Source organism: Franzmannia pantelleriensis (assembly GCF_900102875.1).
Classification (GTDB): domain Bacteria; phylum Pseudomonadota; class Gammaproteobacteria; order Pseudomonadales; family Halomonadaceae; genus Franzmannia; species Franzmannia pantelleriensis.
Genome location: NZ_FNGH01000025.1, coordinates 1 through 23,963, shown reverse-complemented (window position 1 = coordinate 23,963; position 23,963 = coordinate 1). Strand labels below are relative to the sequence as shown.

19 protein-coding genes and 1 pseudogene are annotated in these 23,963 nt (G+C 66.5%); all 20 read left to right on the top strand.

Annotation, left to right across the window (positions count from 1 at the left end; all coding sequences use genetic code 11):
• Positions 1 to 336 (top strand): transposase (locus BLT16_RS20005; RefSeq protein ID WP_143025072.1); only part of this gene is annotated, 336 nt, incomplete at its 5' end.
• A pseudogene (locus BLT16_RS20000) lies at positions 337 to 759 on the top strand (type VI secretion system contractile sheath large subunit); the annotation flags it as partial. It lies immediately after the preceding gene.
• Positions 760 to 774: 15 nt separating this feature from the next.
• Positions 775 to 1,206, top strand: coding sequence for a type VI secretion system baseplate subunit TssE (tssE, locus tag BLT16_RS19995; protein WP_089660705.1), 432 nt, complete (start codon positions 775 to 777; stop codon positions 1,204 to 1,206).
• A 29-nt stretch (positions 1,207 to 1,235) separates the two neighbouring features.
• Positions 1,236 to 2,999: a type VI secretion system baseplate subunit TssF gene (gene tssF, locus BLT16_RS19990; RefSeq protein WP_089660704.1), complete on the top strand. Its 1,764-nt coding sequence runs from the start codon at positions 1,236 to 1,238 to the stop codon at positions 2,997 to 2,999.
• Positions 2,963 to 3,979, top strand: a complete 1,017-nt coding sequence (gene tssG, locus BLT16_RS19985; protein WP_089660703.1) for a type VI secretion system baseplate subunit TssG — start codon at positions 2,963 to 2,965, stop codon at positions 3,977 to 3,979. Before tssF ends, tssG begins: the two co-directional genes overlap by 37 nt.
• A 5-nt stretch (positions 3,980 to 3,984) precedes the next feature.
• Positions 3,985 to 5,349 (top strand): type VI secretion system-associated FHA domain protein TagH, encoded by a 1,365-nt coding sequence (gene tagH / locus BLT16_RS19980; protein WP_089660707.1) that lies wholly within the window; start codon positions 3,985 to 3,987, stop codon positions 5,347 to 5,349.
• The gene (gene tssJ / locus BLT16_RS19975) at positions 5,346 to 5,891 is read left to right on the top strand and encodes a type VI secretion system lipoprotein TssJ (RefSeq protein ID WP_089660702.1); all 546 of its coding nucleotides are present in this window, start codon (positions 5,346 to 5,348) and stop codon (positions 5,889 to 5,891) included. The genes tagH and tssJ overlap by 4 nt, the downstream gene beginning before the upstream one ends.
• On the top strand, positions 5,891 to 7,225 hold the full coding sequence (gene tssK, locus BLT16_RS19970) for a type VI secretion system baseplate subunit TssK (RefSeq protein WP_089660701.1): 1,335 nt from the start codon (positions 5,891 to 5,893) through the stop codon (positions 7,223 to 7,225). The genes tssJ and tssK overlap by 1 nt, the downstream gene beginning before the upstream one ends.
• Before the next feature lie 2 nt (positions 7,226 to 7,227).
• Complete coding sequence (icmH, locus tag BLT16_RS19965) at positions 7,228 to 8,064, top strand: type IVB secretion system protein IcmH/DotU (RefSeq protein ID WP_089660700.1); 837 nt, start codon at positions 7,228 to 7,230, stop codon at positions 8,062 to 8,064.
• 8 nt (positions 8,065 to 8,072) lie between these two features.
• Complete coding sequence (gene tssH, locus BLT16_RS19960; RefSeq protein WP_089660699.1) at positions 8,073 to 10,700, top strand: type VI secretion system ATPase TssH; 2,628 nt, start codon at positions 8,073 to 8,075, stop codon at positions 10,698 to 10,700.
• A gap of 4 nt (positions 10,701 to 10,704) precedes the next feature.
• Entirely contained in the window at positions 10,705 to 12,291 is a 1,587-nt protein-coding gene (locus tag BLT16_RS19955) for a sigma-54 interaction domain-containing protein (RefSeq protein ID WP_089660698.1), read from the top strand.
• A complete protein-coding gene (gene vasI / locus BLT16_RS19950) occupies positions 12,288 to 12,929 on the top strand; it encodes a type VI secretion system-associated protein VasI (RefSeq protein WP_245701782.1) in 642 nt (213 codons plus the stop codon). The genes BLT16_RS19955 and vasI overlap by 4 nt, the downstream gene beginning before the upstream one ends.
• An 8-nt stretch (positions 12,930 to 12,937) precedes the next feature.
• Positions 12,938 to 14,365 (top strand): type VI secretion system protein TssA, encoded by a 1,428-nt coding sequence (gene tssA, locus BLT16_RS19945; protein ID WP_089660697.1) that lies wholly within the window; start codon positions 12,938 to 12,940, stop codon positions 14,363 to 14,365.
• Between the two features lie 79 nt (positions 14,366 to 14,444).
• Entirely contained in the window at positions 14,445 to 18,095 is a 3,651-nt protein-coding gene (gene tssM / locus BLT16_RS19940; RefSeq protein ID WP_089660696.1) for a type VI secretion system membrane subunit TssM, read from the top strand.
• Positions 18,079 to 18,657: a GNAT family N-acetyltransferase gene (locus tag BLT16_RS19935; protein ID WP_089660695.1), complete on the top strand. Its 579-nt coding sequence runs from the start codon at positions 18,079 to 18,081 to the stop codon at positions 18,655 to 18,657. Before tssM ends, BLT16_RS19935 begins: the two co-directional genes overlap by 17 nt.
• A 31-nt stretch (positions 18,658 to 18,688) precedes the next feature.
• Entirely contained in the window at positions 18,689 to 18,976 is a 288-nt protein-coding gene (locus BLT16_RS19930) for a type VI secretion system PAAR protein (protein ID WP_076745998.1), read from the top strand.
• A 1-nt stretch (position 18,977) separates the two neighbouring features.
• Complete coding sequence (locus tag BLT16_RS19925; RefSeq protein ID WP_089660694.1) at positions 18,978 to 21,065, top strand: type VI secretion system Vgr family protein; 2,088 nt, start codon at positions 18,978 to 18,980, stop codon at positions 21,063 to 21,065.
• 16 nt (positions 21,066 to 21,081) lie between these two features.
• Positions 21,082 to 21,936 (top strand): DUF4123 domain-containing protein, encoded by an 855-nt coding sequence (locus BLT16_RS19920; protein ID WP_176817291.1) that lies wholly within the window; start codon positions 21,082 to 21,084, stop codon positions 21,934 to 21,936.
• A complete protein-coding gene (locus tag BLT16_RS19915; protein WP_089660692.1) occupies positions 21,936 to 23,156 on the top strand; it encodes a LysM peptidoglycan-binding domain-containing protein in 1,221 nt (406 codons plus the stop codon). Before BLT16_RS19920 ends, BLT16_RS19915 begins: the two co-directional genes overlap by 1 nt.
• A 462-nt stretch (positions 23,157 to 23,618) precedes the next feature.
• Positions 23,619 to 23,801: a PAAR domain-containing protein gene (locus BLT16_RS21150; protein ID WP_089660691.1), complete on the top strand. Its 183-nt coding sequence runs from the start codon at positions 23,619 to 23,621 to the stop codon at positions 23,799 to 23,801.
• Positions 23,802 to 23,963 lie beyond the last annotated feature (162 nt).

The following is a 23,963-nucleotide window of genomic DNA, read 5'->3' as shown; positions in this document are numbered from 1 at the left end:
AAAGAAAAGCTGCGCTGGATTCAGCAGGCGCCGACGCCACGTGCCGCCCGGTGGCGCATCACGAATTACCTCAACGTCATGCGTGAGGCCGTTACCGGTCAGGCACTGCTCAAGCCGATGGCGAAGGCTCTGACGACGCTGGAGCGGCATGCCGAGCAGGTGGTAAGGCGCTGGATGTCCGGTCTAACCAACGCACGCCTGGAAGGCATGAACGGTCTATTCCAGGCGGCCCGGTCACGCGCACGCGGCTACCGGAACGAGGCCAACTTCATCGCCATGATCTACCTGATCGGAAGCCCCGTGGGGCGAATGCTGGATCACACCAAATCCATATGAAGTGACGAAGAACCCTTCTTCTCCGCCAACTCGGTGCAGAAGCCCAAGGTCTTCCCCAACACCGCCGAGGGCAAGGCGGCCGAGACCAACTTCAAGCTCGGCACTCAGCTGCCCTACATGTTCATCATCAATCGCCTGGCGCACTACATCAAAGTGCTGCAGCGCGAGCAGATCGGCTCATGGAAGGAACGCCAGGACCTCGAGCGCGAGCTCAACGCCTGGATTCGCCAGTATGTCGCCGACCAGGAGAACCCGCCAGCCGACGTGCGCAGCCGTCGGCCGCTGCGTGCCGCCTCGATCCAGGTCTCTGACGTCGAAGGCGAGCCGGGCTGGTACCAGGTGTCGCTGGCCGTGCGACCTCACTTCAAGTACATGGGCGCCAACTTCGAGCTGTCCCTGGTCGGGCGCCTCGATAAGGAATAAGGGAGCACCTCCGCCATGGTCGATCACAATGGCGGCGTGCTAGGGCGCCGACTGTTCGAGCGCCTGGCGGTGCCCGAGTCATCGGAGGTCGCGGCCAGCGAGCCGGATCTCAGCGAGACCGTGGAGTCGATCAAGCGGCACCTGGTGGATCTGCTCAACAGCCATCCGGGGCACAGCGAATGCGCCCCGGCGCTGGGGTTGCTCGATTTCAATGACGCCACCATTGGCGTGCTCGACCTGGAGCTCAGTATCCAGCGCGCGATCCGCCAATGCATCGAGCGCTTCGAGCCCCGGGTCAGCCGCGTCGAGGTCGAGTCAGTGCCCAACCACGGCGACCCCCTTCAGCTGCATTTCCAGGTGCATGCCACCCTGGCCGTGGGCCGGGAGAATGCCCATACCACCATCGACCTGCTGCTCAACAACAAGCGCTATCAGTGTCTTGATTGAAACTGAGCGCCGATGCCACCGAGGCTTGCATGCTCAATCGCTACTATCGGGACGAGCTCAATTTCCTGAAACGCCAGGGCCGGGAATTTGCCGAGGGCAATCCCGGCCTCAGCCGTTTCCTCTCAGAGCGCAGCACCGACCCCGACGTCGAGCGGCTGCTGGAGGGCTTCGCCTTTCTCACCGGGCGCATGCGCGAGAAGGTCGAGGATGAGTTTCCCGAACTGACCCACTCGCTGCTCGGCATGCTGTGGCCCAACTACCTGCGCCCGGTGCCGAGCATGACGGTGGTGCAGTTCACCCCGACCTGGCATGCCCTCAGCGCTCGCCAGCAGGTGCCGCGAGGTACCGCCCTGGCCAGCCGGCCGGTGGATGGCACGGCGTGCCGTTTTCGCACCTGCCACGAGGTGACGCTCTATCCGCTGGCACATGCCGGGGTCGAGGCACGCCACTCGCGGGAAGCCTCGGTGGTCGAGCTGGCGCTGGACGTGCACAGCGACCAGTCGCTGGATGCGCTGGGGGTCGACGATCTACGTCTGCACCTGGGTGGCGATGGCTACACGGCGCGCACCCTCTACCTGTGGCTGAGCCACTACCTGGCGCGTCTCGAACTCCAGGTAGGTGATCAGTTGGTGACACTGCCCAAGCGACTGCTGCAGCCGGTGGGCTTTTCCCGTGAGGATGCGCTGCTGCCCTATCCGCGCAACGCCTATCAGGGCTACCGCATCCTGCAGGAGTACCTGTGCTTCCCCGAGGCATTCCAGTTCTTCGACCTGGTTGGCTTGGGCGATTATCTGCCGACGCAGCATGCCGAGCGGGTCACGCTGAGGCTGGTGTTCTCGCGCACCTTGCCGGCGGACGCCAAGGTGCGTGACGAGCACCTGGCGCTCTACTGCTCGCCTGCCATCAACCTGTTTTCCCACGACGCCGATCCGGTCGATCTCAACGGCGAGCGCAGCGAATACCGTATTCATCCCAGCAGCCGCCATCCCGGCCACTACGAGGTATTCAGCGTCGATGCGGTGCACGGCTGGCTGGAGAGCGAGTCGGGCAAGGTGCGCGGCGAACCGCGCAACTACGTGCCGTTCGAGAGCTTCCAGCATCAGATCGAGCGCGACCGACAGCGCGAAGCGCTCTACTACCGGGTACGCGTACGCGACAGCCTACGTGGCGATGGCTTCGACCACGACATCGCCTTCGTGCGCGGCGATGAGCGCAGCTGCCTGGGATTGCGCGAGACCGTCTCGCTACGCCTGACCTGCAGCAATCGCGAGCTGCCCGAGCGGCTCACGGTGGGGGATATCTGCGTGCCCACCGAGGACAGTCCGGCCTATGCCGGCTTTCGCAACATCACCCGACCGACGCCGGCGCTGCGGCCAACCCTGGACGGCAGCCTGCTCTGGACCCTGATCTCCAATCTGTCGCTCAACTACCTGTCGCTGCTCGAGCGCGATGCGCTGTGCTCGGTGCTGCGCGCCTACGACTTCCGGGCACTGGTCGACCGTCAGGCCGAGCGCATTGCCCAGCAGCGCCTGGCGGGGATCGTGGCCATCGAGACCACCTCCATCGATCGTCTGGCGCGCGGCTTACCGGTGCGCGGCCTGCGCTCGGTGATGACCCTGGACCAGGAGGCGTTCGGCGACGAGGGCAGCCTGTATCTGTTTGGCAGCGTGCTGGCGCGATTCTTCTCGCTCTACGCCAGCATCAACTCCTTTCACGAGCTGCACGTCATCAATCGCCATAACCGCGAGCGCTACACATGGACCTTGCAGTCGGGACAACAGCCACTGATGTAGCGCTGGCGCCCCTGTTGAAGGGGGCCCGCCGCTACGACTTCTACCAGCTCGTCGAGCTGCTGCACCGCCACCACGAGGATGACCTCGAGGCTGGTGGGGGCGGTAGCGTGGCCGAACGGGTGCGCTACAAGGCCTCAGCATCGCTGGGCTTCCCCGGCAGCGACGTGCTGGCGCTGGCGCCGTCACCCTCGGGGCAGTACCAACTCGAGGTCAGCTTCTTCGGCCTGCAGGGCTCGCAGTCGCCGCTGCCCGGCTACTACCTCGAGTCGCTGGCCCATGACGCCGCCCACCACGAGGGCGTGGCCGGCGACTTTCTCGATTTCTTCAATCACCGCCTGCTGACGCTGGTGCACCGCAGCTGGCGCAAGTACCGCCACTACGTGCGCTACCAGGACGGTGCCAGCGACGGCTTCTCGGCGGCGGTATTCGCGCTGGTGGGGCTCGCCGACAGCGACCTGCGCGGCGAGACGCCGATCAACTGGAGCAAGATGCTGGCTTACGCCGGCCTGCTGGCCGGTCGCTCACGCTCCCCCGAGGTGGTCAGCAGCGTGGTGGGGCACTGCTTCGATCTCGACGACGTCGAGATCGAGGAGTGGGTGAAGCGCTGGGTCGAGATCCCCGACGATCAGCGCAGTCGCAGCGGGCTCTCGGGCATGGCCCTGGGTCAGGACATGGTGGCCGGTGAACGGGTCGCGGATATCGGCGGCAAGTTCGCGCTGTGCCTGCGCGGCCTTACGCTCGAGCGCTTTCGCGACTTCCTGCCTGATGGCCGCGAACATGCGGCGCTCAGGACGCTGGTCGACTTCGTGCTGCGCGAACCGCTGGCCTACGACCTCGAGCTCGAGCTGCTGGAGAGTGCGGTGCGGCCCATGCGGCTGGGCGAGGGCGGTAGCTGCCAGCTTGGCTGGACCACCTTCGTCAACCCCGAGTCCGGCGGTGCCGCGCGGCGCCGTCATGTGCGTATCCAGATGACAGGTTAATGCCCATGCACGCAACCCGACACTCGGCCATCACCCTGGTGGTCACCAACAGCGAACGCCTCGAGGGGCGCTCGACCAGTAGCCACGTATTCCATGAAACGGGCGGCACCCTGGGCAGCGGCGGCAGCGATGACTGGCTGCTGCAGGATCATGCGGGTCGCATCCAGCCGGGGCATGCCGAGCTGCAGCGTCAGGATGGGCGGTTCTGCCTGATCGACCGCTGCGGCCAGACCTACGTCAACCACGCCACCCTGCCGATGGGGCGTGATCGCCGGGTGGCACTGCGCGACGGCGACGAGCTGCTGGTCGGCGAATACCGACTGCGAGTCCATCTTGGCGACCGCCAGGCGGCCCAGCCGGGAGCCCAGCCGCTCGCCTCGCTGGTCACCGAGGAGCAGGAGGCGCTGGACGGCAGCGGATCGCCGCTCAAGCAGGCCGCACCGGCGCGCCATGACGACCCGCTCGAGGCGTTGGGGGAGTCGACCCCGGGCGCGCGTCAGCGCGACCCGCTGAGTGCACTGGCCGATCCGGCCAGCGATGAAGAGACGGTGATCGACGTGCTGGACAGCGCTTGGGACGAGACCCAAGCCGCCAGCGACAAGGCGTATGACCTACACGACCGGCGTCAGGCGGCGATGCGCATGCCGGCCATCAAACAACGCGAGGAGAAGGGCATGGACAGGAGTACGCAAATGGATGAACGGCTGCTGGACGATCTGGAACGCTCGGTGGGCGAACAGCTCGAGGACCGCTGGCAGGAACCTGCCCCCTCGGCGGCAGGCCACGTTGGCGCTGATCCGTTGCTGCGCGCCATGGGGGCTGAGCTGCGTTTTCGAGACAGCGCCGAGCAGCAGGCCTTCCTCCAGGAAGCCGGCAATACCCTGCGCGCCGCCATCGAGGGGCTGCAGGCACTGCACCAGGCCCAGGACGACAGTCGCTACCCGCTGCGCGACCGGCGTCTGCAACCCATCGAGGACAACCCGCTGCGCCTCGGACAGCCCTACCGCGAGACCGTCTCCACCCTGTTTGCCGCCGAGCGTAGCCCGGTGCACCTCTCGGCCCCGGCGGCGGTGGCCGAGTGCCTGGCCCACCAGGGCCAGCACCAGGCGGCGGTGGAGGATGCCATCGGCGAAGCGCTGCAGGCGATTCTCTCGGCCTTCGCTCCCGAGGCGCTGCTCAAGCGCTTCCACGCCTATCGCGGCGCCGGTAACCGGGTCGAGGACGAAGGTGGCTGGGCCTGGGAGATGTACCGCCACTACTTCCAGGAGCTCAACTCGGGCCGCCAGCAGGGCTTCGAGAAGCTGTTCTGGGAAGTCTTCGAGCAGGCCTACGACCAGTCAGTGCGGCGCCAGCAGCGGGAGGGGGTATGACGCGGCTTACCTCACGCTACGCCGGCTGGTGCTGCGTGGTACTGATCGGCCTGCTGCTCAGCGGCTGCGCCTCGACCCGTGAAGCCGGCAGCAAGACCTGGCAGGTGCTGCGCGATCCGTCGATACCGGTGGGCTACCCCGAGGACCGCCCGACGCGGGTCGACCTGGCGATGATCGCCGAGCCCGACGTCAATCCCAACGTCGACGGCCAGGGCACGCCGCTGCGCTTCCAGATCCTGCAGCTCAAGGACGACTCGATGCTGATGGCCGCCGATCTCGGCCAGCTGCGCGATGACTTGGAAGAGGCGCTGGGCACCAACTACCTGACCCATGACGACTTCACCCTGCTGCCCGAGCAGTGGAAGTTCTACGAACCGTTCGAAGTCGACGAAGAGACGCGCTATATCGGCCTCATCGCCTTCTACGCCAATCCCCAGGAGGCGGAGTGGAAGAAGGTGGTCAAGGTGCAGTCGCGGGGCCAGCACTACCACCTGCTGGTGCATCTGCGCGCCCTGGAAGCCGAGCTAAGGAAGGAAGACTGATGGCCAGCCGCAACCGAGTGGTCTGGAGTGAGGGGCTGTTCATCAAGCCGCAGCACTTCCAGCAGCAGCAGCGCAGCCTCGAGGGGCTGATCGACATGCGCCTGCGTGGGGTCAGCCATGCGCTCTACGGCTTTCTGACGCTGGCGCTCAACGCCGAGTTTCTCAGCTTCGGGCGCATCGCCATCAGCCGTGCCAGCGGCGTCATGCCGGACGGCACCGCCTTCCAGCTGCCGGATGATGACATCGAGCCGACGCCGCTGGAGATCGACGACGCCTCGATCACCAATCAGGTGGTCTACCTGGGCCTGCCGCTGGCCACCGATGCGGTGGGTGAGGTGCATTGGCCGGATGATGCGCTGCCGGCGCGCTACCGCGCCTCGAGCCGCCAGGTGCGTGACCTGCACTCCCGCGACGGCGACCACGCCGATCTCGAGCTGGCGCGGGTGGCGCCGCGGCTGCTGCTCGAGCGCGACGACCGCAGCGCCTACGCCTGCCTGGCCGTGGCACGCATCGTCGAGCGCCGCGCCGATGGCAGCCTGGTGCTCGATGAGACGTTTCTGCCCACGCTACTCAACGTCCAGGCCGCCAACGGCCTGCAGCGCTTCGTCGGCGAGATGGCCGGGCTGATGCGCGAGCGGGCGCGCAACATCGCCCAGCGTCTGGCCACGCCGCATCAGACCGGGGTCGCCGACGTCTCCGATTTCATGCTGCTGCAGCTGCTCAATCGCGCCCAGCCGCGCTTCCAGCACCTGGCGCGGCTCGGTCAGCTGCACCCCGAGCGGCTCTACGACACCATGCTCGAGACCGCCAGTGAACTGATCACCTTTACCGATGAGTCGCGGCTGCCGCCGGAGTTTCCCGCCTACGACCACGACCACCCGGAGCGCGCCTTCCGGCCGCTGATGCAGAGCCTGCGCCAGTCGCTGTCGACGGTGCTCGAGCCCCGCGCGCTGGCTATTCAGCTGCAGTCGCGGCGCTACGGGCTACTGGTGGCGCCGCTCTCGGATCCGAGCCTGCTCGACGCCGCCGACTTCATCCTCGCGGTGCGTGCCGACATGCCCCACGAACGGCTGCGCAAGCTGTTCCTGCAGCAGACCAAGGTCGCCAGCGTCGAACGCATTCGCGATCTCATCAGCCTGCAGCTGCCGGGGGTGCCGCTGACACCGCTGCCGGTGGCGCCGCGTGAGCTGCCGTATCACGCCGGCTACAGCTACTTCCAGCTCGACCGCCAGAGCCAGGCCTGGCAGATGCTTGACGGGGCCAGCGGCTTCGCCTTCCACGTGGCAGGCGACTTCCCTGGATTGGAAATGCAGTTCTGGGCGATCAGGAGCTAAGCATGCAAGAACTCACAATGACCGGCGGCAGTGGTGCGCAGGACCGCTATAGCCCGGTGCGACACGAAGACCGCATCGATAACAAGGGACTCGACCAGCTGATCCACAGCCATGCCGAGCATCTCGATGGCGACGAAGACTACTGGTTCCGGCTACGCGGCCACAGCCTCAACCCGCTGGTGGATGCGGCGAGTTCACTGCTGGGCATGGTAGTGCGGGTGCGCCAGCTCGACAGCATGGAGGATATCGAGCGGCTCTACCGCCAGGTGGTCGACGAGATCGCCGCGATCGAGGTCGAGCTCACCGAGCAGGGCTACGACCGTCCGACCCTGCTGGCCTACCGCTACGTGCTCTGCTCGTTCATCGACGAAGCGGTGATGGGCACCGACTGGGGGCAGCAGAGTGCCTGGGCGGAACACTCGCTGCTGACCCGCTTCCACAACGAAACCTGGGGTGGCGAGAAGGTCTTCTCGATCCTCGCCCGCCTGCAGCAGGAGCCGCAGCGCTACCGCGACATGCTGGCCTTTATCTACCTCTGCCTATGCCTCGGCTTCGAGGGCCGCTATCGGGTCATGACCCAGGGGCGTGAGGAGTACGAACAGGTGGTGCGTGCCCTGGGCGACCAGCTGGCGGCCCTCGGCGAGGCCCCGGACGACATGCTTACCCGGCCGCTCGACAACGTGGTGCGCGGTCGACGCCGCGGCGGCCGTGGCCTGCCGGTGTGGGCGATCTTCGCACTATTCGGTGTGGCCATGGTGGGCGTCTATCTGGGGCTCGCCTGGTCGCTCGACCAGCAGGCCGACCAGGTCGGCGCCTTGCTCGATCAGATTCATCGTTAGGAGACGACATGCTCAGGGTAGCGCTACCGGCACTCATTGGCCGACTCAATGCCATCGCACGCCAGGGACTGGAGCAGGCCGCGGTGCTGTGCGCCGAACAGCAGGCACCGGAGGTCAGCGTCGGGCATCTGCTGCGCGCGCTGATCGACCAGCCGCTGTGCGACCTACGCAGCCTGCTCGATACCCTCGAGATCGACAGCGACGAGCTGCGCGCGCGGCTGGCCGAGGAAACTCGCCCGGCCCAGGATCTCGAGGTCACCACGCCGAGCTTCTCGCCGCTGCTGGTCGAACTGTTGCAGGACGCCTGGCTGCTGGCCACCACCGAGTATGGCCACCAGACGCTGCGCAGTGGGGTGATCTTCACCGCCCTGCTGCACAACGCCTCGCGCTACCTGGGGCCGCACAGCGTCGCGCTGCTCGCCGGCATCAATCGCGAGAGCCTGCGCGCCAACCTCGAACGCCTCAGCGCCGACTCCGCCGAGGCCCCGCGAGGCGATGAACCGGCCACGGCGCGCCGTGACGGCGCGACCAGTGGCGCCGATAGCGCCCTGGCGCGCTTCGCCACCTCGCTCACCGAGCAGGCCCGGCGCGGTGAGCTCGACCCGGTGCTGGGCCGCGACCCCGAGATCGACCAGATGCTCGATATTCTCGGCCGGCGGCGCAAGAACAACCCCATCGTGATCGGCGATGCCGGGGTCGGCAAGAGCGCCGTGGTCGAGGGGCTGGCGGCACGTATCGTGGCCGGCGAGGTGCCCGCGGCGCTGGCCGATGTCGAGCTGATGACCCTCGACCTGGGAGCGCTGCAGGCCGGTGCCGCGGTCAAGGGCGAGTTCGAGAAGCGTCTCAAGGCGGTGATCGACGAGGTCAAGAATGCCGCCAAGCCGACCCTGCTGTTCATCGACGAGGCGCACACCCTGATCGGCGCCGGCAACCAGGAGGGCGGCGGCGACGCCGCCAACCTGCTCAAGCCGGCGCTGGCGCGGGGCGAGCTGCGCACCATCGCTGCCACCACCTGGCGCGAGTACAAGAAGTATTTCGAAAAGGACCCGGCGCTGTCGCGGCGCTTTCAGCCGGTGGCGCTGGCCGAGCCCAGCGTCGAGCAGGCGCTGGTGATCCTGCGCGGCCTGCGCGACGTCTATGAGCGTGCCCACGGCGTGTTGATCGGCGACAGCGGCCTGCGCGCCGCCGCCGCCCTCTCGGCGCGCTATCTGGCGGGTCGCCAGCTGCCGGACAAGGCCATCGACGTGCTCGATACCGCCTGTGCGCGGCTCTCACAGGCGCTGGAGACCCCGCCGCGACGCCTCAGCCACCTCAAGAGCGAGCATCTGGCCACGCTGCGCGAGCGCGACCAGCTCGAGCGCGAGGCACTGCTTGGTCGTACCCCCGACGCCGAGCAGCGCGACGAGCTGGCCGCACGCCTGGGGCGCCTGGACGATGAATTGGCCAGCCTCGAGGCGGCCTGGCAGCAGCAGCGCGAGTGCGTCGACGCCATCGTCGCCCTGCATCGCCGGCTCCTCGATGGTGAGCAAGAAGGGGACGTGAATGAGGTCCAGGACGAGATCGACCCCCACGCCGCCCTGGCTGAGCATGAGGCGCGCCTCGCCGAGTTGCAGCAGGCCTTTGCGCTGGTCAACGCCAGCGTCGAGGAGGCGCAGATCGCCCAGGTCATCGGCGACTGGACCGGGGTACCGGTGGAGCGCATGACCAGCGACGAGCTGACCCGCCTGACCGAGCTGCCCAGCCACCTGGGGCGCCTGGTGCAAGGCCAGGAGATCGCCATCGAGCGCGTCCATCGCCACCTGCTCACGGCGCGCGCCGACCTGCGCCGGCCCGGCCGGCCGCTCGGCGCCTTCCTGCTGGTCGGTCCCAGCGGCGTGGGCAAGACCGAAACCGTGGTGCAGATCGCCGAGCACCTCTACGGCGGCCGTCAGTTCCTGACTACCATCAACATGTCCGAGTACCAGGAGAAGCACACCGTATCGCGGCTGATCGGCTCGCCGCCGGGCTACGTGGGCTTCGGCGAGGGCGGCCTGCTGACCGAAGCAATCCGCCAGCGCCCCTACTCGGTGGTGCTGCTCGACGAGGTCGAGAAGGCGCACCCCGACGTGCTCAACCTGTTCTACCAGGCCTTCGACAAGGGCGAGCTGGCCGACGGTGAGGGGCGCCTGATCGACTGCAAGAACGTGGTGTTCTTCCTCACCTCCAACCTCGGCTATGAGGCCATCGTCGCCCACGGCGATGACCGCGAGGCGCTGGATGAGGCGCTCTATCCGGTGCTGGCCGACTTCTTCAAGCCGGCGCTGCTGGCGCGCATGGAGGTGGTGCCCTACCTGCCGCTCTCCGGGGCGACCCTGCAGGCCATCGTCGCCGCCAAGCTCGAGACCCTGGCGCAGCGCATCGGCGCCCGCCATCGCCACGCCGAGGTGGTCCTCGACGACGCCCTGCGCGACGCCATCTGCGCCCGCGCTACCCGCAGCGAGAACGGGGCGCGCATGCTCGAGTCGGTGATCGACGGCGAGCTGCTGCCGCCGCTCTCCCAGGCGCTGCTCGAGCGCATGGCGCGGCGTGAGGCGGTAACCCGGGTTGCCCTGGGCGTGGACGCCGATAGCGGCACCTTTACCGCAGAGGTGGCGTAAGCCCATGGGCGTCGAGGCCATCGATCAGCACACGCCGCAGTTGGGGCCGGAGGGCATAGGCCTGGCCGCCATGCCCACGGCACTGGCTCTGGTCGAATGTGCCAGTCCAGCGGCGCTGCGCGAGTGCGGTAGCCGGCTGCTGCGCGACAGCCTGGGGCTGGCCTGGGTCGAGTGCCTGTTCGTCGAGGGCAGTGGGCGCTGGCTGGGGCGCGATCACGGCGAGGGGCGCCTCGACTGCGACGACTTCCGCCACCCCTATGCCCACGCCATCCGCCGCGGTGCGCCGCTGACGCTGGGCGTGGCCGAGGCACGCACGCGCCTCGACCACCCCGATTTTCAGGCCCAGGTGGCGGCGTTGCCGGGAGGCCTGCGGCTGCAGATTCGCCCGCTACGCGCACTGGATGGTCAGCGTGAGTGGTTGGGCGCGCTGGCGTTGGCCGCTGACGACGAGGCCGTCGAGCGCTTGGCCGATGATGCCGGCTTTGCCGCCTTCGAAGCGCTGCTGTGCCGCCTCTGGGCGCGGCTGGCGCGCAGCCAGGGCGAGCGCCAGCGTTCGGCGGCACTGCGCGAATCGCTGGCCAAGCTCAACGACGGTGCACGGCGCCAGAAGCTGGCCGAGCGGTTGGCCGAAGCGCTGCTCGGCGACTCGGCGGCCATGCAGCGCCTGCGCAGCCAGGTGATCCGCGCCGCCGAGACCAACCTGGCGGTGCTGCTGCAGGGCCAGACCGGCACCGGCAAGGACTGCGTGGCGCGGGCCATTCATCGCTTCTCGGCGCGGGCCGAGGGGCCGTTCATGGCCATCAACTGCGCGGCGATTCCCGAGGCGCTGCTGGAGTCGGAGCTGTTCGGCCACGCCAAGGGCGCCTTCTCCGGCGCCGATCAGGCCCGCGAGGGGCTGATCGGGCAGGCCGACGGCGGCACCCTGTTTCTCGATGAGATCGGCGATATGCCGCTGGCGCTGCAGGCCAAGCTGCTGCGCGTACTGGAGAGCGGTCGCTACCGGCCACTGGGGGCCAGCGACGAACGCTGCGCCGACCTGCGGCTGGTGGCCGCCACCCACCAGCCGCTGCGCGAGCGAATCCGCGACCAGCGCTTCCGTGCCGACCTCTACTACCGCCTGGGCCAGTTCCCGCTCAGCCTGCCGCCGCTCGGCGAGCGACGCGAGGATATCGCCACCCTGGCCCAGGCCTTCGTCGCCGACTTCTGCACTCGCGAAGGGCGCGACGAGGTCGGCATCACCCCCGCGGCACTGCGCCAGCTGCGCCAGCGCGACTACCCGGGAAACGTGCGCGAGTTGAAGAACCTGGTGGATTACGCCTGCGCCATGTCACCTCCGGGGGCCGACCTCGACGCGGCGGCGCTACCCGCCGAAGCCAGCGAGACCCGTGAGCCGGCCGCCGAGGCACCGCTCGCCGCGCCGTCGGTGGCCGTCGACGATCTGCGCCAGGCGCTGCGTGACTTCGAGGCCGAGCTGATTCGTCAGCGGCTGCGCTATTTCGACGGCAATCGTGCCCTGGCCGCCGAGAGCCTCGGCGTGCCCAAGCGAACCCTGGCACACAAGTGCCGACTGCTGGAAGTGGATGCCCCATGAATGTGATGCGAGTGATTTGGCCGAGCGGCCCTGCCGCGCTGCTGGGGCTGTTGATCGCGCTGAGCCAACCGGCCCTTGGCGACACCCTCGAGGCGGCGCGTGAGTGTGCCGCCGAGCCCTCGCGGCTCGAGCGGCTGGGCTGCTACGACGCCCTGTTTCAGGACCTGGACGAGGAGGCGGATGACGTCGGCCTGCCGCCGCTATGGCACGCCATCGAGCGCCTCGAAGCGGGCCGCGGCGCGGACGATTTTTCGCTGCGCGTCGACGCGCGCAACGGCGAGGTGCTGCTCAGCGCCCCGGCACGTGGCACGACGCCGCCACGGCCGCTGCTGGTGATCGCCTGCGAGAAGTCGATCACCCGCTTCCAGCTGCATCTGCCGGAGGCGCTTGGCGTACCGCGGGCCGAGCTGGTGCTGAATGCCAGCGGTCGCGCGCTGAACCAGGCCTGGCGGGTGCGCGACGGCGGCCATGTGCTCAGCGGTGGTCGCGGCCTGCCGGCGATCGAGACCCTGCGCCAGCTGCTGGACGCCGACGAGCTGCTATTGGCCAGCGAGGTCGCCGCCCTCGACGGGCTGCGTTTCGATATCGGCGAGCTGCGCCAGCGGATCCAGCCGCTGCGCGACAGCTGCCGTTGGTGAGGGGGCCTATGCGTATCACGTCGGATACTCAGCTTGCCGCACTGCTCGCCCCGCTAGGCGAGTCGCGGATTGGCGCCGAGGTCGAGGAGAGCGCGGACTACCTGTGGCTCGACGAGGAGATGATGAAGGTCGGCTCGCTGCAGCACGGCGAGGTCGACTGGGAGGGCGCCGAGACCCGTGGGGTGCGCCTGCTCAGCCAGGCGGGCAAGGACCTGCGAGTGCTCGGACATCTGCTGCACTGCCTGCAGCGCGACGGTGACGCAGTGCGCTTCGCGCTGTCGCTGCGGCTGCTGGCCGGCAGCCTCGAGCAGTGGTGGGAGGAGGCCTACCCCTATGCCGGGCCGCGCGGCGCCAAGCGTCGCCCGCGGCTGTTCCAGCAGTTTGTCCAGCGTGCGGTGAAGCTCGCCGCCGCGCTCGATTTCGGCAGCGCCGAGGATGAACACCAGGCCTGCCAGCAGGCCCTCGAGGGGCTGCGCGAGGCGGCCAACGCCCATCAACTGCCTGACGATGCCCTGGCCGAGCTGGCGCGCCAGCTGCATGACCTCAGGCCCACCCGGGAAGCGCCGCCCCCTGCGGCGGCCAACAAGGGATCGGAGTCCAGCGCGCAGGGGGCGAGCGCGTCCTCAGCGAGTAGCGCCACCAAGCTCCCCGAGCTGCGCCTGGAAGCAGGCAACGAGCGCGCCAATCGCCAGGTGTTGCTCAAGCTGGCCGATTTTCTCAACGAGCAGTCGCCGGGTGAGGCGCTCGGCTATCGCCTGCGCCGCCACGCTATCTGGTCGTCGATCCAGGCGCTACCGGCGTCGCGAGAGGGCGGGCGCACCGAGCTGGCGCCGGTCTCCGCCGACCGTATTGCCGACTACCGCGAGGCGCTGGCCCGCGGCGGCGATGGCGAGCTGTGGCGGCGCATCGAGAACAGTCTGGCGGTCAGCCCTTACTGGCTGGAGGGGCACCGGCTCAGCGCACAGCTGGCCGAGCGGCTCGGTCACACGCGTTGTGCCGCGGCGATCCGCGACGAGGCGGCGCGCTTTCTCGAGCGGCTGCCGGGCATCGAGGCGCTGAGCTTCAACGACGCCAGCCCGTTCGTCGACGACGAGACGCTGCGCTGGTTGCACAGCGCCCCCGGTGCCGCCGGTGAGGCGCGTGGTGGCGGCGACGCGGAGCCGTGGCAGGTGGCCCTCGATGCCGCCCGCGAGATGCTCGACAGCGACGGCTTGGCGCCGGCGCTGGGCATGCTCGACCAGGGTCTGGCGGCGGCACGCTCGCCCCGCGACAGCGCCTACTGGCGGCTGGCCAGCGCCGACCTGCTGGCGGCGGCCGGCCTCGAGAGCCTGGCCCAGCAGCACTACCAGGCCCTGCACGACGCAGTGGCCGAACTCGAATTGGAGCAGTGGGAGCCGGCGCTGGTCGCACGGCTCCGGGCATCGCTCAAGGGCTGATGCCGAGCAACAGGCGCCGCGCGCGCAGGAGCACGACCATGCATAACACAACGTATGACAGGGACGAGGGATAAGGCTCATGTGGAGAGGAATCAAGTCGGCGCTGGGCCGCTTCGTGCCTGGCGCCTCACGCGCTCAGAGCAACGTCAATCAGGCCAAGGGCCACGCCAACAAGGCCAAGGGGCTCAAGCGCTTCATCGTGGCGCTGTGGTGGCTGCTACTGATCGCCCTGGTGGTGGCGATCTGGTGGCTGGGGCCGCGCTGGGAGGTCCGTGAGGTCTTCCCGCTGGGCCCCTGGCCCAATCGCCTGTTGGCGACCCTGGCGCTGGTCACCGTGGTGGCAGTGATATGGGGCGTGCGCCTGGCGCGCCGGCTGCGCCAGGTCGATGAAGAGCGCAGCCACGCCGAGCGCCTGCAGCTCGACCCCACCCAGGCCCAGGTAGAGCGTCAGGAAGCGACCCTCGATGCCACCCTCGAGGAGCTCGAGGAGAGCCTTGGCGGGGGCAGTAGCGCGCGCTATAAGCTGCCTTGGTACCTGGTGATGGGCATCGAGAATGCCGGCAAGACCAGCCTGATCAACCGCTCCGGGCAGAACTTCGCGCTGACCCATGTGATGAAGGCCTCCGGCCAGGGCAAGAAGCACGGCCAGTTCGGCTTCGACTGGTGGATCGGCGACAAGGCGGTACTGATCGATCCCGACGGCGAGCTGCTGACCCAGGGTGCGCTGGAGGGCGGTGAGCCCCAGGAGGCGCAGAGTCGGCTGTGGGATCACTTCGTCGACTGGCTGGAACGCCAGCGCACGCAGCGTCCCTTGGATGGTGTGGTGCTGGTACTCGACCTGGCGCGCCTCAGCGATGCCCGGGTGGCGGTACGCAAGGCCTACGCCTCGCTGCTGCGTGCCCGCCTGCGCGAGCTGATGGAGCGTCACGGCGCGCGTCTGCCGGTCTACGTGACCTTTAGCAAGATGGACCTGCTGCACGGCTTCGATGACTTCTTCCGCCACTACTCGCGTGCCGCCCGCCGTGCGCCGCTGGGCTTCACCTTCAGCCCCGAGTCGATCGAGCGCCCCGGTTTGTGGGAGAGTGAGTTCGGCGACTCCTTCGACGCCATGCTCGAGCGTCTCAACGCCAGCCTGCCGGCGCTGCTCGCCGAGTGCCGCGACCGCGAGGAGCGCGAGGCGGTGTTCCGCTTCGTGCGCCAGCTCGCCGGGCTGCGCGACGTGCTGCAGGGCTTCCTCACCGAGGCACTCTCCAGCGACCGCTTCTCCACCGCGGCGATGGTCCGCGGCACCTATTTCACCTCGGTATATCAGCAGGGCGTGCCCGAAGACCCCTTCGTCGACGCTGCGGCGCGTCGTTACGGCATGGCCAACAGCGTGCAGCCGGCGCACCGGGCGGCGCGCAGTGCGCTCTACTTCACCGAGGAGCTGTTCGACAAGGTGATCTACCCCGAGGCGGGGCTGGCCGGCGACAACGCCCGCGCCGCCCGGCGGCGCCAGCGGGTGCGCCGCGCCAGCATGCTGGTGTGCCTGTTCGGCGGTGCGGCCATGGTCGGCGGCTGGAGCCACTTCTATCAGAAGAATGCCGCGGCGTTGGCCGATGTCGAGGCGCGCGCCGAGGCCTTCCTCGCCGCACAGCCCTCCGAGCTGCATAGCGACGACCCCACCGGCTACGCCCTGCTCGACCCCCTCGATCGTCTACGCGGCGCCACCCTGGCCTTCGGTGATCACCGTGAGCAGATGCCGCTGATCGCCGACATGGGGCTCTACCAGGGCGCCGTGGGGCGCGACGTGGAGAGCGCCTATCTGGCGATGCTCGAGTACCACTTCCTGCCCTCGCTGATGGTCGGGATCATGGATGACATGAACCGGGCCGAGGAGGGCAGCAACGAGCAGCTGGCGCTGCTGCGTATCCTGCGCATGATGTCCGATGCCAGTGGCCGTCAGGCCGAGCGGGTGCACGACTTCATGGCGCGCCGCTGGCAGCGCGAATTTCCGCAGCGCGGCAGCGTTCAGGAGCGTCTGCTGGCGCACCTCGACTACGCCCTGGCCTTCACCGACCTCGAAGGCCATGCTGCAGATGGTGATCGCCGCGCCGAACTGGCCATGCAGCCGCTACGCGGCAGCATCGACAGCGCCCAGCAGGCGCTCGCCCGCCAGCCCATGGACGAGCGCGTCTATGCCACCCTCAAGGCCGGCAGCGACCGCCGCAGCGGCGCCGTGCTGGATCTGCGCCAGGGTGTCGGGCCGATCTTCAGCGCGGTGTTCATGGCGCGCGACGACGACCCCGACAACGTGCGCATTCCCAGCCTGACGACGCGCAACGGCTTCGAGGGCTACTTCCTCCAGGAGCTGGATCAGGCCACTGACCTGGCGCTGATCGACCTGTGGGTGCTGGGTCAGCGCGACGACATCGACTTCAGCGAGGCCGACCAGCGCCAGCTGCAGGATGCCTCACGCGAGCGCTATGTCAGCGACTATCACGTCACCTGGCGCCAGGCCCTCGACGATATCTCGCTGGTGCCGATCCCCGATATCGACCAGGCGGTGGTCGTAGCTGATGCCCTGCTCGGCGCCAGCCGACCGCTGGACCGGCTGCTTGGCGAGGTCGCCACCCATACCCGGCTCTACCCCGAGCTGCCCGAGGACGACGAGACTGCGCGCCGCGCCCTGGAGCGCTCGCCGCGCTACCGCCTGGCCGGCGATATCGAGCGCCACTTCCGCGATCTCAACGGCCTGCTCGAGGCGCGCAACGGCAATCCGGCGCAGCTTGCCGAGATCAAGGAGGCGATCGCCGAGCTGCGCGACTACCTGCGCCAGGTGCAGGGCGCCAGCGACCCAGGCCGGGCGGCCTTCGTCAGTGCCCGTGACCGCCTGGCACTGCGCGGTGGCGACCCGATCCACAACCTGCAGCGCATCGCCGAGGACACCCCGGCACCGGTCGACGGCATGCTCGAGAGCCTCGCCGACCAGAGCTGGCAGCTGCTGATGGCCAGCGCCATTCGTCACCTCGAGCACCAGTGGCTGGACGAGGTGGTGGCGCCCTATCAGGAGCGCCTGGCCGGCCGTTACCCGCTGGCACCCGATGCCTCGCGGGACGTGGCGCTCGCTGACTTCGAGACCTTCTTCGCCCCCGACGGCACCCTCGATGCCTTCTATCAGGACAACCTGCGGCCGTTCATCGAGGAGGCGCCTCAGGAGCTGCTCGATGCCGACGGCAACTCGCTGCTGCGCGACAGCGTGTTTACCGCCGTACAGCGTGCCGAGCGCATTCGCGAAGCCTACTTCGGGCGTGACGGTGCCCTCGACGTGGAGTTCTCCCTCGAGCCGATCAGCCTAAGCCCCGATAAGCGGCGCAGCGTGATCAGCGTCGATGGGCAACTGATCGAGTACGCCCACAGCGCCAGCAGCCGGGTCTCGATGATCTGGCCCAACGCGCTGCGCGGCGGCACCGAGAGCCGCGTGACCCTGGTCCCCAGCGAGGTCAACCGCTCGCCGCGCAGCCTGACCCGCGACGGTGCCTGGGCCTGGTTCCGGCTGCTCGACGAAGCCGACATCACCTCGGCCAGCGAGCGTGAGCTGGAGCTGCGCTTCAGCGTCGACGGCGGCAGCGTGCGCTACCGCCTGAACGCCAACGGCTCGCGCAATCCCTTTACCCGTCCGCTGGCCGCCGGCTTCCAGCTGCCCACCGCCCTGTACGCCGAAGGAGGCCTGGATGCTGACGACACTTAAGCGGCTGCTGGGGGGCGAGCGCGCCTCCCCACCGGCACGGCAAGCCGGCCAGGCGCTTGGCGGTGGCCTGGTGGAGGCCCGGGAGGAGGATATTCAGCGCTTCCTCGACGCCGCGCGTCGCGCCGACGAGCACAACCAGGCGCCCTGGGTGCTGCGCGATGATGACCGTATCGAGACGCTGCGCCGGGCGCTGGGGTTCACTCTCCACCGCGGGCTGTGGCTGCAGCGTGAGGCACAAGGCGTGGGCCACTGGCAGGGGCGGCTGCTGGCGCTACGCCACGCCGACGGGCCGCCGCTGGGCATGCTGCTAGCCTGCCGGCCCGATGACGAAGCCGCCTGGCAGCTGCGCTTCTTCTATATCGAGCCGGAGTGGCAGGGCAGCGGCCACGGCGCCCGGCTGCTGATGGCGGCGCGCCGCAGCCTTAGCGGCAGCCCGCTGCAGGTGCGCCTGCCGGTCAGCTGCAAGGCGGCCACTCACAGCCTGGAAGCCGCCGGCTTCCAGCACATGCATACCGACGCCACCAAGGTGGCCAGTTTCGAGGCGCCGGCCGAGTGGCACTGACGGCGACGCCCTGATCAGAGGAGGACGACGGATGGGACGCAAGCTCGTACTCGTAGGCGATATCGGCACCGACCATGACGGCTTTCCGCCGACACCGGTCATCGCCGGCAGCCCCACGACCATGATCGATGGCAAGCCGGTGGCGCGGCTGGGCGACCCCCTGGCGCCCCACGACAAGCCCAAGCACCCGCAGCACCCCCGCGCCATCGCCGAGGGCTCGGGCTCGATCCTGATCGACGGCAAGCCCGCCGCCCTCACCGGCCATGCCGTGGACTGCGGCGGCGTGGTGATCGGCTCCGCCACCGGGGAGGGCAGCTGACATGGCCACCGGACTGCAGTTCACCCTGGCCCTGGCCAGCGACGACGCCCTCGACCTGGCGGTGCTCGATTTCACCCTCGAGGAGTCGCTTTCGACGCCGTTCCGCCTCGCGGTCGAGTTCGCCAGCCGCGACCCCGACCTCAGCCCCGCGGCCTTCCTCGACCGCGAGCTGAGCCTGACCCTCTGGCAGGACGGCGAGCCACTGCGCCGCGTGCACGGCATCGCCGCCGAGTTCAGCCGCGGCGACCGCGGCCATCGTCGCACCTTCTACACGCTGGTGATCCGTCCCGCGCTGTGGCGCCTCTCGCTGCGCCACAACGCACGCATCTTCCAGCAGGTCTCGCCGCTGACCATCATCAACACCCTGTGCGAGGAGCGCGGCATCACCGACGTCGCCTTCGCCGTCACCCGCGAGCCCGAAGAACGCGAGTACTGCGTGCAGTACCGCGAGACCGACCTGGCCTTTATCCAGCGCCTGGCCGCCGAAGAGGGCCTCTTCTACTTCCATGAGTTCGAGGACCAGGTTGGCGGCGCCCACCGCCTGGTGTTCGCCGACGACCCCCAACTGCTGACCCAGCTGGGCGAGCGCCGCTACCACAGCCGCGCCGGCGGCACCCCGCCGGCCCGCCATGTGCGTCGGCTCAAGCAGGTCGCCCGGGTCGCCCCGGCCAGCGCCACCCTCAAGGACTACTCCTTCAAGCAGCCAGCCTATTCACAGCTGCATGAACACACCGCGGCTGACCTTGAGAACCACGCCCAAAGAGACGACTACGAACACTACGACTACCCCGGGCGCTACAAGCAGGACGCCTCCGGCGAGCCCTTCACCAGGATCCGCCTCGAGGCGCTGCGCCACGACGCCCTGACCGCCGAGGCCGCGAGCGACCTCCCCGAGCTCGCCCCCGGGGCCACGTTCACCCTCAGCGACCACGACGCCGACAGCCTCAACCGCGACTGGCAGGTGGTGCGGGTCACCCACCGCGGCGAACAGCCCCAGGCCCTGGAAGAGGACGGCGTCACCCAGTCGGATAGTGCCGGGATGACCCGCTACCATAACGACGTCGTCCTCACCCCCGGCGATGCCGCCTGGCGGCCCGAGCCCGACCCCAAGCCCCGCGTCGACGGCCCCCAGGTCGCCTTCGTGGTCGGCCCCGAGGGCGAAGAGATCCACTGCGACGAACACGGCCGGGTCAAGGTGCAGTTCCCCTGGGACCGCTACGCCGAGCCTGATGACACCGCCAGCGCCTGGATCCGCGTCGCCCAGGGCTGGGCCGGTGGCGGCTACGGCAGCATCGCCATTCCACGGATCGGCCATGAAGTGGTGGTCTCATTCCTGGAGGGTGACCCGGATCAGCCGCTGATCACCGGGCGCACCTACCACGCGGTCAACACCCCGCCCTACGCGCTGCCCGAGCACAAGACGCGCACCGTGATCCGCACCCAGAGCCACCAGGGCAACGGCTTCAACGAGCTGCGCTTCGAAGACCAGGCCGATCAGGAGCAGATCTGGCTGCACGCCCAGAAGGACCTGGAACTGCTCACCAACCACGACCGCAGCGAAGAGATCGGCAACGACAGCCATCTCAAGGTCCACCACGACCGCATCAGCGAGATCGACAGCGACGACCACCTCACCGTGCACGGCAGTCGCCACACCCAGGTCGACGGCGACGACCACCTGATCGTCGACGCCACCCGCCACGAGAAATACGGCCGTGCCCAACTGGTCGAGGCTGGCCAGGAAGTGCACCACAAGGCCGGCATGAAGGTGGTGATAGACGCCGGCGCCGAGATCACCCTCAACGCCGGCGGCAGCTTCGTCAAACTCGACCCCAGCGGCGTCACCATCGTCGGCCCCAGCGTCAAGATCAACTCCGGCGGCAGCCCCGGCTCGGGCTCGGGCCAGGCGGCGCAAGGGCCGATATTATCGACTGAGACTATAGCGGAAAGTCACGAGCCGATAACCCCTGTCTTTCCTAGCCCCGGAAAGCGCTTAAAGCAAGTGGCAGTAGATGGGCTATTACTCAGTGCTCAGTGTCAACGGCAAGCCGATGGCAGCTGCGCACTGGCTTCGTGCCCATGCAAATAGAATAGAGGCTTGCACGATGGATATTGCATCTACTCTGGATAAACTAAAAGATGATCAATCTGGCGATGAGTCCATCTTCGTGTTACTCGATGGCGCGCTACTACCTGCCATGCAGCTCGTATACGGGTATGAGCCATCGCCTCAAGCATGCCCTGTATACTACGGGACACCTCATGAGACATGCCTTGAAGTAAGTCCTTGCCTATACGAACCAAAGGGCGGAAGTTCAATATGGGATGACTCGGAAAATTGGCGTGGCAGAGGGGTAATATTCACGAGCCGCTATTCGTTCTTCGACGTGCTAAAGCATTTGCAGAGCCTAATTAGTGTGAGCCTTCCATCTGGTCAGCTCGCTTACTGGCGCTTCTACTCTCCTGACTGGCTCGCATCTATAATGGATGTGTTCGAGACAGAAGATATAATCCATTTCACTGGGCCGATTAGTCAGTGGGCTGCCTTTACGGAGGATGGTTGGCAGCTATATCGACCACAGATCGCAGAAGAGCCTATTCATAATAGAGATGAGGGATGGTTTTATCTGTCTGATACGTATATTGAGTCGTGGAAGAGCAGTCGTAGGGAGCAGTTCATTCTGGATATTCAGAAAAGGGCGAATGAGAAGTCGAACGACTTTCTGTCGGAAACGGTGTTGAAAGAAGACATATCAGACCTTTTTGATATCGCTAAAGAGGCAGGGTTCACAAAGAAAGCAGAGCTGGAAAGATTCATATTTCTTTTTTTGAAAAACCCTGACGCGATAAGGTCTTCAGAATACCTCCTTATGGTCAAGGATGCTAGCTACCCACCGATGACGCGCTTGGATACTGTGGAGTCAAAGCTTTTCGGGATGAGAGAAGAGGAGAGGGTATAATGGAATACATCGTACAGTCTGATGAGACCTTGAGGGATATCGCCAGGGAAAAAGGCGTGTCGCTCTCTTCTATCATGGAGCTGAACCCTACTCTCGATAATCCCAACAATATACAGGCTGGGGACACTCTGACGCTCCCGGAGACCAGTGAAGTGCGAGATAGTCGCTGCCCGGATGAAATCATGGATGCTGGTCCATGTGTCGATGTCGAAGAAATTGAGCCAGGGTTCCATATTGTGGATAGGCCACAGACGGTTGATGAGCTCAAAAACTACCTGTTCGCTGGTCATGCTGACGGTGAAATAGATGTTATGCTGGAGCGCTTGAACCCGTGGCTGGAGGATGGCGTGAGCCCTGGACAGGTTATCGTGCTAAGCGACCCAAGGAGCATGCAGTGCACGGAAGAAGAGAATCTTTTGATGCAGATCGCCCAAGAGGTTAATGAAATCAATGCTGAGCTAACCTATGAAGAGGCACAGAGGACGGTCGATTATTATAACCTTTTAGGGTTTGCGACTGGCGGAATAGGAGCGGGCATTAGTAATACCGCGGCAGGTGTGAGGCAGCATACAAGGCAAGTCGAGGCGAAATTGAGGCAAATAGAAGCCCTATATCAACGCACCTATGAACGGACAGGGCGGCTTGGTGGGGAAGAATTCTATGCTAGGCGCAGAGTACTTTTTCGAGAGCTTGATGCCTTGCTTGGCCGAGTCACCCGCATGGGCCTGGGTATTCCAGAACACCCTAACCTACGTCATGCACTAGGTCTTTCTACAAAAAGCACGGTACACCACTGGCGTCAGGCTGGCTCAGCAGCATCAGGCATCCCAGGCTATGCTGATAACTATGCCGGGATAGCAAACGCAAGTAAGTGGCTGGGCCGGGCCGGCTATGTGGGCATAGGGTTTAGCGCAGTGTCAACTCAGTCAAACATACGGGCGGCATGCACTACGGGACGTGAAGAAGAGTGCAATATTGCGCGAGTCAGAGAATGGGCTGGCTTCGGCGGCAATGTTGCTGGTGGTGCTATAGTAGGTGGTGCCGCGGGATATGCAGTTGGTGGTATATGCTTAACTATCGGGGCGGCTACGGCCGGGGTTGGCGGACTTGTCTGTGGTGTAGCAGCGGTAGTAGGTGGGGGGTATGCTGGAGGTCGGGTGGGGGGAGAGCTAGGGAAGTTTGGCGGAGAATTGGCTGGCGAATTTATATATGGCAATTGAAATGATAGAGCCAAAGTATATGCTAGGAATAGGCATAGTAATACTCATAGTATTTAGCGTACTATCGCTTGTCGTATGGGGTGTGATATTGCTACTACATATGAAGGCAATAGATAACCATTTCGATAGTCCAGACTTTCCACATAGAGGACTTAAAGGGTTGTGGCCTTGGGAGATGGGCAGAGCAGCGAGCTACGGTGCGTTTTTGCTGTTCCGAAACTCCAAGGTGATTCAAAAAAAATTTCCGCATGCCTGTAAAACTATTAAGCTAGAAGATATCCCTAAGAAAATAAAGCTTATGGTGGCATTTCCCATATACACATATGTTCCTTCCGCATTACTTTTAGTGGCGGGAGGCACATTCCTTTATATAAAAAAATGGTTCTTATGAACACTACAACTAATCACGAATAGTAACACGAGTATAGCGCTTCCCATCTCACCCGTGAGGGAAGGCACAGGATTGTTTCGCCAATCCCCCTGGCCCCCCACGACAAGCCCAAGCACCCGCAGCACCCGCGCACTATCGCCGAGGGCTCGGGCTCGGGCTCGATCTTGATCGACGGCAAGCCCGCCACGCTCACCGGCCACGCGGTGGACTGTGGCGGCGTGATGATCGGCTCCGCCACCGTGGAGGGCAGCTGAGCTGGCCACCCGACTGCAGTTCACTCTGGCCCTGGCCAGCGACGACGCCCTGACCGACGAAGCCAACAGCGACCTCCCCGAGCTCGCCCCCGGGGCCACGTTCACCCTCAGCGACCACGACGCCGACAGCCTCAACCGCGACTGGCAGGTGGTGCGGGTCAT

What these genes read in the sequence shown, in the direction of transcription:
- BLT16_RS19915 (WP_089660692.1), top strand. Translation starts at nt 21,936, where the DNA reads ATGGAATACATCGTACAGTCTGATGAGACCTTGAGGGATATCGCCAGG.
- BLT16_RS19935 (WP_089660695.1), top strand. Translation starts at nt 18,079, where the DNA reads ATGCTGACGACACTTAAGCGGCTGCTGGGGGGCGAGCGCGCCTCCCCA.
- BLT16_RS19955 (WP_089660698.1), top strand. Translation starts at nt 10,705, where the DNA reads ATGGGCGTCGAGGCCATCGATCAGCACACGCCGCAGTTGGGGCCGGAG.
- tssA (WP_089660697.1), top strand. Translation starts at nt 12,938, where the DNA reads ATGCGTATCACGTCGGATACTCAGCTTGCCGCACTGCTCGCCCCGCTA.
- tssK (WP_089660701.1), top strand. Translation starts at nt 5,891, where the DNA reads ATGGCCAGCCGCAACCGAGTGGTCTGGAGTGAGGGGCTGTTCATCAAG.
- tssG (WP_089660703.1), top strand. Translation starts at nt 2,963, where the DNA reads ATGGACCTTGCAGTCGGGACAACAGCCACTGATGTAGCGCTGGCGCCC.
- icmH (WP_089660700.1), top strand. Translation starts at nt 7,228, where the DNA reads ATGCAAGAACTCACAATGACCGGCGGCAGTGGTGCGCAGGACCGCTAT.
- tssJ (WP_089660702.1), top strand. Translation starts at nt 5,346, where the DNA reads ATGACGCGGCTTACCTCACGCTACGCCGGCTGGTGCTGCGTGGTACTG.
- tagH (WP_089660707.1), top strand. Translation starts at nt 3,985, where the DNA reads ATGCACGCAACCCGACACTCGGCCATCACCCTGGTGGTCACCAACAGC.
- vasI (WP_245701782.1), top strand. Translation starts at nt 12,288, where the DNA reads ATGAATGTGATGCGAGTGATTTGGCCGAGCGGCCCTGCCGCGCTGCTG.
- BLT16_RS19930 (WP_076745998.1), top strand. Translation starts at nt 18,689, where the DNA reads ATGGGACGCAAGCTCGTACTCGTAGGCGATATCGGCACCGACCATGAC.
- tssM (WP_089660696.1), top strand. Translation starts at nt 14,445, where the DNA reads ATGTGGAGAGGAATCAAGTCGGCGCTGGGCCGCTTCGTGCCTGGCGCC.
- BLT16_RS19920 (WP_176817291.1), top strand. Translation starts at nt 21,082, where the DNA reads ATGGATATTGCATCTACTCTGGATAAACTAAAAGATGATCAATCTGGC.
- tssE (WP_089660705.1), top strand. Translation starts at nt 775, where the DNA reads ATGGTCGATCACAATGGCGGCGTGCTAGGGCGCCGACTGTTCGAGCGC.
- tssH (WP_089660699.1), top strand. Translation starts at nt 8,073, where the DNA reads ATGCTCAGGGTAGCGCTACCGGCACTCATTGGCCGACTCAATGCCATC.
- BLT16_RS19925 (WP_089660694.1), top strand. Translation starts at nt 18,978, where the DNA reads ATGGCCACCGGACTGCAGTTCACCCTGGCCCTGGCCAGCGACGACGCC.
- tssF (WP_089660704.1), top strand. Translation starts at nt 1,236, where the DNA reads ATGCTCAATCGCTACTATCGGGACGAGCTCAATTTCCTGAAACGCCAG.